Annotated in this window: 3 protein-coding genes; 1 reads left to right on the forward strand and 2 read right to left on the reverse strand. The window is 32.1% G+C overall.

What is annotated here, in order from left to right; all coding sequences use genetic code 11:
- Window positions 1–26 precede the first annotated feature (26 nt).
- Both JCM14822_RS18515 and JCM14822_RS18520 read right to left on the reverse strand, forming a co-directional pair.
- Window positions 27–305 (reverse strand): hypothetical protein, encoded by a 279-nt coding sequence (locus JCM14822_RS18515; RefSeq protein WP_054744115.1) that lies wholly within the window; start codon window positions 303–305, stop codon window positions 27–29.
- Between the two features lie 294 nt (window positions 306–599).
- The gene (locus tag JCM14822_RS18520; RefSeq protein WP_054744116.1) at window positions 600–1,241 is read right to left on the reverse strand and encodes an RICIN domain-containing protein; all 642 of its coding nucleotides are present in this window, start codon (window positions 1,239–1,241) and stop codon (window positions 600–602) included.
- 228 nt (window positions 1,242–1,469) lie between these two features.
- Between JCM14822_RS18520 and JCM14822_RS21330 the strand changes: the two genes are divergently transcribed.
- On the forward strand, window positions 1,470–1,666 hold a 197-nt coding region (locus JCM14822_RS21330), incomplete at its 3' end, for a transposase (RefSeq protein ID WP_242861573.1).

Here is a 1,666-nt window from a genome sequence, read left to right on the forward strand (position 1 = left end):
TAGGCATAGATTAAAGCAAATGCTCTCTATAGTAATTTTTTTAGAAATGGAATACTTTCTTTTAACCTTTTTGCAATAGCTTGTTTACTTAGAGATACACCATTTTGAATAAAAGCACACTTTTCAGCAATCACTTCTTCAGTAATATTTTTACAGTCTAACAACCCTAAAGACATTGCTTTTGCAAAGGTTTCAGGTAAAAGCTTAGAATGACGTTTCATAAAATCAGATGATTTTGCAATTTCTTCGATAATAGATGGTATAAAAAGTTTAAAAAGTCTAGATACTAAGTTTGCAATATGCATGGGAAACCTCCTTTGTTTAGGTGATATTAGACTTAGAGGTTTCCCATTTTTATTATTTTGATTACTGGAAAACTTTATTTATAAGTTAACGCTTATGAATACTTAGTGTTAATGCACCACGATTGCAAACAAGATTTTGCTTTTGATTTTGTAGTCCCTGTGCTTTATAAACGATTTTAAGTTTATTCAATTGAACATTTATGTCAATCCTTTTTATTTTATAAGTTTGAGCAAGATTATTACCACTGTGTATGCCATTAAAACTTACAGCAATATCACTTGTTATGGTTGGCTTTACTTTGCCTGGTTTGGTCTCACTTGGCTGTGAATCATTGTGACTTTTTCTAAAATCCATTTTTGGCAAGAATGACTATTCACTTCCCATTGTTGTACATTAGCACCATCTGAAGTAAGTGCATCTTTAACTTCTATGCAGCTTTGATAATTAGATAATTTAGTATAAATTGTATAGCTGCCATCACCGTTTTTCTGTATTTTAAAAACTTGGACATCATAACTTGTATCTTGGTAAATTTGCATATTAGTACCATTGGTTTTTGCATTGCTATCTACATCTAGTAAATAACTGCCATCGCCTACGCATGAATACATCTTATACTCTCCATTACCCACTGCAACCATTTTCCAAGCATTATGATTTGCAATGCTTCTTGCTCCCCATTGTTGCACATTGGTTCCATTAGCTGCTGTGCCATTTTGTACTTCTAAATATAGTCCACTATTCACATTCTGAAGGCTATAAATGGTCCCATCTTCTATTCCATTATCTGGTGTAATCTCTGATTTTGATGTACTACTTAGATTAAATGCTTTGATAAAGGCAGTTGCCACTAATTCAGCCACTTTATTAGCACCTACTTCACTAAAGTATGTCTTGTCTGTAGAACCTGCGACAACCCCATATAAATAATACATTTTTGCAGCTTTATAACCGATATAATTGAGATAATTTCATAATTTTTATCCCTTGATTTTACAATCTTTATATTGCATATAAAAAACAGCCTCCCCCGATTCGATATACATTTTAAGCCAATAATCCACATCGAAAGGAGTAAACTGTTAAATATATATCGACAACAATCTTTAATTACTTTAGACGAATTTTACGAATTGAAACCTCTTACTAAACTTGAGGCTATATTGACTTTTATTGATTTTACATTTTTTCTTGAAATATACCCTGAATCTTTTTCAAGACGAGGTCCTAAAGGCTATTCTAAAAAGCAACTTCTTATGGCGCTTATTGCTATGCAAGTAGAACATATTCCAACCATTAAAGCTCTCGTTCATCGGTTGAAATCTGATCCTATATTTAAGCGTTCTTTGGGTTTTGAATA

The organism is Cellulosilyticum ruminicola JCM 14822 (assembly GCF_001311925.1).
GTDB lineage: Bacteria > Bacillota > Clostridia > Lachnospirales > Cellulosilyticaceae > Cellulosilyticum > Cellulosilyticum ruminicola.